General features: G+C 64.3%; 6 protein-coding genes and 1 pseudogene. 6 read left to right on the top strand and 1 reads right to left on the bottom strand.

The window, feature by feature from the left end; translation table 11 throughout:
* The 4 genes and pseudogenes from HY852_RS26565 to HY852_RS26550 all read left to right on the top strand — a co-directional run.
* Positions 1-327 (top strand): annotated as a pseudogene (locus tag HY852_RS26565) (branched-chain amino acid ABC transporter permease); the annotation flags it as partial.
* Entirely contained in the window at positions 324-1157 is an 834-nt protein-coding gene (locus HY852_RS26560; protein ID WP_291607908.1) for an ABC transporter ATP-binding protein, read from the top strand. The pseudogene HY852_RS26565 and the gene HY852_RS26560, both read left to right, overlap by 4 nt.
* Positions 1154-1888: an ABC transporter ATP-binding protein gene (locus tag HY852_RS26555; protein WP_291607907.1), complete on the top strand. Its 735-nt coding sequence runs from the start codon at positions 1154-1156 to the stop codon at positions 1886-1888. The genes HY852_RS26560 and HY852_RS26555 overlap by 4 nt, the downstream gene beginning before the upstream one ends.
* Before the next feature lie 148 nt (positions 1889-2036).
* Positions 2037-3155, top strand: coding sequence for a branched-chain amino acid ABC transporter substrate-binding protein (locus tag HY852_RS26550; RefSeq protein WP_291607906.1), 1119 nt, complete (start codon positions 2037-2039; stop codon positions 3153-3155).
* 101 nt (positions 3156-3256) lie between these two features.
* Here HY852_RS26550 and HY852_RS26545 read toward each other — a convergent pair whose 3' ends face one another.
* Positions 3257-3622: a response regulator gene (locus HY852_RS26545; RefSeq protein WP_291607904.1), complete on the bottom strand. Its 366-nt coding sequence runs from the start codon at positions 3620-3622 to the stop codon at positions 3257-3259.
* A 301-nt stretch (positions 3623-3923) separates the two neighbouring features.
* On the opposite strand from HY852_RS26545, the gene HY852_RS26540 reads away from it, so the two are divergent.
* Positions 3924-6314, top strand: a complete 2391-nt coding sequence (locus tag HY852_RS26540; protein WP_291607910.1) for an MASE4 domain-containing protein — start codon at positions 3924-3926, stop codon at positions 6312-6314.
* Positions 6315-6372: 58 nt separating this feature from the next.
* Positions 6373-7368 carry a P1 family peptidase gene (locus HY852_RS26535; protein ID WP_291607903.1) on the top strand — a complete coding sequence of 332 codons (996 nt, stop codon included), beginning with the start codon at positions 6373-6375 and terminating at the stop codon, positions 7366-7368.
* Position 7369 lies beyond the last annotated feature (1 nt).

Below are 7369 nucleotides of genomic sequence, written 5' to 3'. Positions count from 1 at the left end.
GGCTTTGCCGGCGCGTTCTTCGCGACCCGGCAGGGCTTCATCAGCCCGGAATCCTTCACCTTCCAGGAGTCCGCGCTGGTGCTCGCCATCGTCGTTCTCGGCGGCATGGGCTCGCAGCTCGGCGTGGCTCTCGCCGCGCTCGCCATGATCGGCGGCTTCGAGCTGTTCCGCGGGCTCGAACAATTCCGCATGCTGGTTTTCGGCATGGCGATGGTGCTGCTGATGATCTGGCGGCCGCGCGGCCTGATCGGCCATCGCGCGCCGACCGTCTATTTGCATCAATCGCAGGCGATCTCGTCCGACCTCGTCAAGGAGGGCCACGGATGAGCGGGGATCACATTCTAACCGTCGATCGCTTGGCGATGCGCTTCGGCGGCATCGTCGCCGTGCAGGACCTGTCCTTCGCGGCCGAAAGGCGCAAGATCACGGCGCTGATCGGACCCAACGGGGCCGGCAAGACCACGGTGTTCAACTGCGTCACCGGATTCTACAAGCCGACCGGCGGCACCCTCCGCCTTAGCCATGAGGGCGGCAGGGAGATCGCGCTGGAGCGGCTGAACGACTATCGCATTTCCAAGCAGGCCAAGGTCGCGCGCACCTTCCAGAACATCCGCCTCTTTCCCGGGATGACGGCGCTCGAGAACCTGATGGTGGCGCAGCACAACACACTGATGCGCGCCTCGGGCCTTACGCTTCTCGGCCTGCTCGGCGTACCGTCCTGGCGCAACGCCGAGGAGCGCGCCATCGAACAGTCCACGCGCTGGCTCGAACGGATCGGCCTGCTCGAGCGCGCCGATGACGCGGCGGGCAACCTGCCTTACGGCGATCAGCGACGGCTCGAGATCGCTCGCGCGATGTGCACTGAGCCGGTCCTGCTGTGCCTGGACGAGCCGGCGGCCGGCCTGAACGCGCGCGAGAGCGCCTCCTTGAGCGAACTATTGCTCTCGATCCGCGCCGAACAGGGCACCTCGCTCCTTCTGATCGAGCATGACATGTCGGTGGTGATGGAGATCTCCGATCACATCGTGGTGATGGATCACGGGGTCAAGATCGCCGAAGGGACGCCGCAACAGGTGCGCGACGATCCCAAGGTGATCGCCGCCTATCTCGGCGCCGACGAGCAGGAAGCGATCGCGGTGATGGAGAGCGGGGCGTGAACCAACCCCTCCTCTCAATCCGCGGGCTGCGTGCCGCCTACGGCAAAATCGAGGCGCTGAAAGGAGTCGATCTCGATATCAGCCCAGGCGAGATCGTTGCGCTGATCGGCGCGAACGGCGCCGGCAAGTCGACGCTGATGATGACGATTTTCGGCAGGCCGCGCGCGCGCTCGGGACAGGTCCTGTTCGACGGGCAAGACATTACCGGGGTACCCACCCACGAAATCGCGCGGCTGCGCATCGCGCAATCGCCGGAGGGTCGCCGCATTTTCCCGCGGATGAGCGTTGCCGAAAATCTGCAGATGGGCGCCGATGCCACGGACTGCAGCGAGGCCGAGCGCGCCAACGCCCTGGAACGCGTATTTGCGCTGTTTCCCCGGCTCAAGGAGCGCATGGCGCAGCGCGGAGGAACCCTTTCCGGGGGCGAGCAGCAGATGCTGGCTATCGGCCGCGCCTTGATGAGCCGCCCTCGCCTGCTCCTGCTTGACGAGCCTTCATTGGGCCTGGCGCCGCTGATCGCGCGGCAGATTTTCGAGGCCATCCGCACCTTGAACCGGCAGGACGGGCTTACGGTTCTCATCGTCGAACAGAATGCCAATCACGCCCTCAAGCTGGCCCACCGCGGCTACGTCCTGGTCAACGGCCTGATCACCTTGTCAGGAACCGGCAGGGAGTTGCTGCAGCGCCCAGAGATCCGCGCTGCCTACCTGGAAGGCGGCCGGCGGGCCTAGGCCGCGAGCATGCGGCAACCGGCGCCCCCGTCAGAGGCGCTCTGCCCGAAATTTGCCGATGACTTCTCGGCAAATTCATTCACAATGGCGCCGGTTTAGACCGGGCCTGCCCCGGCAATTCCCACAGGCGACCACCGCGAGGTATCTCATGAATTCACTCAAGCTCATCGGTCTGGCATTCGGCGCATCAATCGCGCTGTCAACGGCGGCATTCGCGCAGGATGTCACCGTCGCAGTCGCAGGCCCGATGACCGGCGGCGAGTCCGCCTTCGGCCGCCAGATGAAGAACGGCGCCGAAATGGCAGTGGCCGACATCAATGGCGCAGGCGGCGTGCTCGGCAAGAAGCTCGCGCTCAACGTCGAAGACGATGCCTGCGATCCCAAGCAGGCGCGCTCGGTTGCCGAAAAGATCGCCGGCGCGCGGATTCCGTTCGTCGCCGGACACTACTGCTCGTCGTCGTCCATCCCGGCATCGGAAGCCTATGCCGATGGCAACGTCCTCCAGATAACCCCCGCCTCCACTAATCCCCTGTTTACCGAGCGCAAGCTGTGGAACGTGGCGCGCGTCTGCGGCCGCGACGACCAGCAGGGCCTGATCGCGGCCCAATACATCGCGAAGAACTTCAAGGGCAAGAACATCGCGATCCTCAACGACAAGACCACCTATGGAAAGGGTCTCGCGGACGAGACCAAGAAGGCGCTCAACAAGGCCGGCATCACCGAGAAGCTCTATGAGTCCTACAACAAGGGCGACAAGGACTTTAACGCCATCGTCTCGCGCCTGAAGCGCGAGAACATCGACCTTGTCTATGTCGGCGGCTACCATCAGGAATCCGGCCTGATCCTGCGCCAGATGCGCGACCAGGGCCTGAAGACCGTGCTGATGGCAGGCGACGCGCTCGCCGACAAGGAATACGCTTCCATCACCGGCCCAGCCGGAGAAGGTACGCTGTTCACCTTCGGCCCCGACCCGCGCAACAAGCCGACCGCGAAGGCGATCGTCGAGCGCTTCAAGGCGAAGAACATCGATCCGGAAGGGTATACCCTCTACACCTATGCCGCGATGCAGGTGTGGTCGCAGGCAGCGAAGAAGGCCGGTACGACCGACGCCAAGAAGGTCATGGATACGATCAAGTCCGGCAAGTGGGACACGGTGATCGGCCCGATCGAGTACGACACCAAGGGCGACCTCAAGCAGATCGACTATGTCGTCTACAAGTGGGATGCCAAGGGCAACTACACCGAGATCAACGCGAAGGGGTCATAGGCAGTTCGTCTCGACCTTTAGACAGCAACGCCCCGGCTTGGCCGGGGCGTTTTCGCATCGGCGGCTGGAACCGCATAGCCTTGCAGGAAGTCCGCAGCCGACTATCCGCTGGCGCCCTGCGCTGCCTTGAGCGCGCGCAACAGGTCGTTCGGCCGGAACGGCTTCTGCAAACAGATCACGTTGGCAAGACCGGGCCCATGTTTCACGAAGTCGAGCGCGGCAATCCCCGACACCGCCACGATCGGGAAACCGGCGGCACGCTCGCGAATTGACGCGATCACGTCGACGCCGCTGCTGTCGGCCAAGAAGATATCGATAATCGCGGCGTCGAAGCTGGACTCCTCGAACGACCTCAATCCCGCCGCACCGGTTTCAGCCTCCACCACCTCGTAATCATTGACACGTAGCACCATGGAGATCATGGCGCGCACTTCCTTCTGGTCGTCGATGACGAGTATGCGAGGCATCAGGCAAATCCCGATTTCGTCATGAAAGCAGCCCGCAATGCGGCAATCAGTCCCAGCTTGCCAAGCGGTCCATTATTTCGCCATCGAGTAAAGGCCCCTTATCCTGTCACCGCAGCTGGTCAACTGGGTGAGATTCAACCTCGGCCTCACTCGAACCCGCAACCGGAACCTGCCTTGGACGCGCCAGTTGTTCACCTGGCCGACAAACACGCTTGTGCCCGGGTTGGCGGGAGGCCGAACGAGACGGCGCGGTCGACACAGTTTGCAAGAGGTGAAAGTGCTGACGGGTAGCGGCCGCAGCATGTTCCTTTCGACCTTGCCGGCGACGCGGCGCGACCGCACCGTTGCGCTCGCGATTGTCGGGGTATCCTCGCTGCTGTTCATGCTGGCAGTTCCTTTTGCGGATTTGCCGCTACCGCAGGTTCCCGCATTCGTCGCCAGCTATCACTCGGCGCTGGCGGTCAGCGATCTGATTACCGCGATGCTGTTGTTCTCACAATTTGTCATCCTCCGCTCGCGATCGCTGCTTTGGCTTGCGAGCGGATATCTGTTCACCGCGGCTGCGGCGACCCTTCACGCGCTGACCTTCCCGGGCCTGTTTGCGCCGGTCGGCCTGTTTGGCGCCGGATCGCAGACCAGCGAATGGCTGTACGTGTTTTGGCACGGCGCTTTCCCGCTGTTCGTGCTGGCCTACGCCTTGACCAAATCCGAGGATGGCGGCCCGAATATCGGCGGTCAGACCACCAACGCGATCCTCGGCAGCGTCCTGGCTATCGCCACGGCGATGGTTGTCGTCGCCTGGATAGTGACCGCCAGGCACGACCTGCTCCCCATCCTGCTGAGCGGAGACCGTTACACGCCAACGATGACCGGCGTCGCATCTCTCGTTTGGTTCCTCAGTCTCTCCGCGCTGATTGCGTTGCTGCAACGCCGGCCGCAGTCGGTGATCGACGTCTGGCTGATGGTGGTAATGTGCGCCTGGCTGTTCGACGTCGCGCTTTCGGCGATTGTCAACGTGGCCCGCTTCGATCTCGGCTTCTACGCCGGGCGGATCTATGGACTTTGTGCCGCAAACGTCGTGCTGGCGATCCTCCTGATCGAAAACGCCGCGCTGCATACGGAGGCGACCCACCTCGTCCAGGTGCTGCGCTGGCGCGCCGCCTCAGCCAGGGATCTCCACACCGAGCGGGAACGGCTGTTCAGCGCGGTTGTGGAATCTTCCAACGACGCCATCATCACCAAGTCCCTCGACGGCACCATCACCGCCTGGAACCGCGCCGCCGAGCGCCTGTTCCGATACTCTGCACCTGAAGCGGTCGGAAGACGGATAGACATCTTGGTGCCCGAAGAGCGCCGCATGGAGCTCGACGACATCCTCGCGCGGATCCGCCGTGGCGAAATGATCGCGCAGCACGAAACAGTGCGCGTCCGCCAGGACGGCCGCGAGCTCAACGTGCTGCTCAGCATTTCACCGTTGCGGTCGGCGAGCGGCGAGATCATCGGCGCAGCCGAGATTACGCGCGACATCACCGAAAAGCGCGCCGAGGAAGCCCAGCTCAGACACGCCCAGAAGATGGACGCGGTCGGACAGCTCACCGGCGGCGTGGCGCACGACTTCAACAACATACTCACCGTGATCACCGGCACGATCGGAATCCTGACCGACGCCGTCGCCGACCGGCCCGAGCTCGTTTCGATTGCCAAACTGATCGACGATGCCGCCGAGCGGGGCGCCCAACTCACCAAGCATCTGCTCGCGTTCGCCCGCAGACAGCCGCTGCAGCCGCGCGAAGTGGACGTCAACACGCTGGTGCTGGAAACCGCAAGACTGCTGCGCCCCACCCTCGGCGAGCATGTCACGATATCGGTGCAGCTGGCCGACGATGTTTGGTTGGCGCTGGTCGATCCGAACCAGTTGACCACCGCGATCCTCAACCTCGCCCTCAACGCCCGCGACGCCATGCCCGACGGCGGCAAGCTCGTGCTGGAAACCCGCAACGTCCATCTCGACGATGGCCATACCGGCATGAAGAGCGATGTCGTCGTAGGCAATTACGTGATGATCGCGGTCAGCGACACCGGCACCGGCATACCCGCCGAGCATCTCGAGAAGGTGTTCGATCCCTTCTTCACGACCAAGGAGGTCGGCAAGGGCACCGGGCTCGGGCTAAGCATGGTATTCGGCTTCGTCAAGCAGTCCGGCGGACACGTCAAGATCTACAGCGAGGAAGGCCACGGCACGAGCCTGAAACTCTATCTGCCGCGATCGACCGGCGTGCAGGAGAGCGAGGTCGGGGCGATGCAATTCCCGACCGTCGAGGGTGGCGATGAGACGATCCTGGTGGTCGAGGACGACGCGCTGGTACGCCAATACGTGATGGCCCAGATCTTGAGCCTCGGCTATACCGCACTGGAGGCGGCCGACGCGACCGAGGCCCTCAACATCATCGACGGCGGCGCCGACGTCGACCTCTTGTTCACCGACGTCATCATGCCCGGGCCGATGAATGGCCGCCAGCTTGCGGACGAAGCGCTCAAGCGGCGGCCGGCGCTGAAGACCCTCTTTACCTCGGGCTATACGGAGAACGCCATCGTACATTACGGCCGGCTCGATAGCGGCGTGCTCCTCCTGGCAAAGCCCTATCGCAAGTCCGAACTCGCCCGGATGATCCGCGTTGCGCTTGCCAGTTGAGCGGTCGCCGCGGCCGATATATCGATGATGCGATCCCTTCAGTTCGAAAGGCCCTTGCGTGAAGAACCTCCTGACCGATATCGCCGGCGTCCGCGTCGGCCACGCCGACGACGCCCGGATCGCGTCCGGCGCCACGGCGGTGATCTTCGACAAGCCGGCGGTAGCGGCAATCGACGTGCGCGGCGGCGGTCCGGGCACGCGCGAGGATGCCCTTCTCGACCTTGCCAATACCGTCGAGCGCATCGATGCGATCGCGCTGTCTGGCGGCTCGGCCTTCGGGCTTGATACCGCTGGCGGCGTCCAGGCCTGGCTTGCCGAACAGGGCCGTGGATTTGCGATCCGCGACGCGGTGATACCCATCGTGCCCGGCGCCATCATGTTCGATCTGCTCAACGGCGGCGACAAGTCGTGGGGCCGCTTCTCGCCCTATCGCGATCTCGGCTTTACCGCCGCGGTCAATGCGAGCACCGATTTTGCGCTGGGAAGCGTCGGCGCGGGACTGGGGGCGACGACTGCCAACTTCAAGGGCGGGCTCGGCTCGGCCTCCGCCGTGACGCCGGGCGGCGTCAAGGTTGCCGCGCTGGCCGTCGTCAACGCGGTTGGCAGCGTCACCGTGGGTGATGGTCCCTGGTTCTGGGCGGCGCCATTCGAAGTCAGCGGCGAATTTGGCGGTCGCGGGCTGCCCCCGGCCTTCACGGCGGACATGCTGGCGATGCGCATCAAGGGCGGCTCCGCCGCGAGCTCGGGCGAGAACACCACGCTCGCCGTGGTGGTCACCGATGCCGAATTGACCAAACCGCAGGCTAAGCGGTTGGCGATGATCGCGCAGACCGGATTTGCCCGCGCGATCTACCCCGTGCATGCGCCGCTCGACGGCGACGTGCTGTTTGCGGCGGCGACCTGCGAGAAGCCGATCGATCCGCTGGTCGGCCTTACCGAGCTCGGCATGCTTGCGGCCAATGCGGTTGCACGCGCGATTGCGCGCGGCGTTTTTGCCGCGACCGCCCTGCCCTTTCCGGAGACGCTGCCGGCCTGGAAGGATCGGTTCGGCTAGG

Source organism: Bradyrhizobium sp. (assembly GCF_016213215.1).
Lineage (GTDB): Bacteria > Pseudomonadota > Alphaproteobacteria > Rhizobiales > Xanthobacteraceae > Bradyrhizobium.
This window is presented reverse-complemented; position numbering and strand designations above follow the sequence as displayed.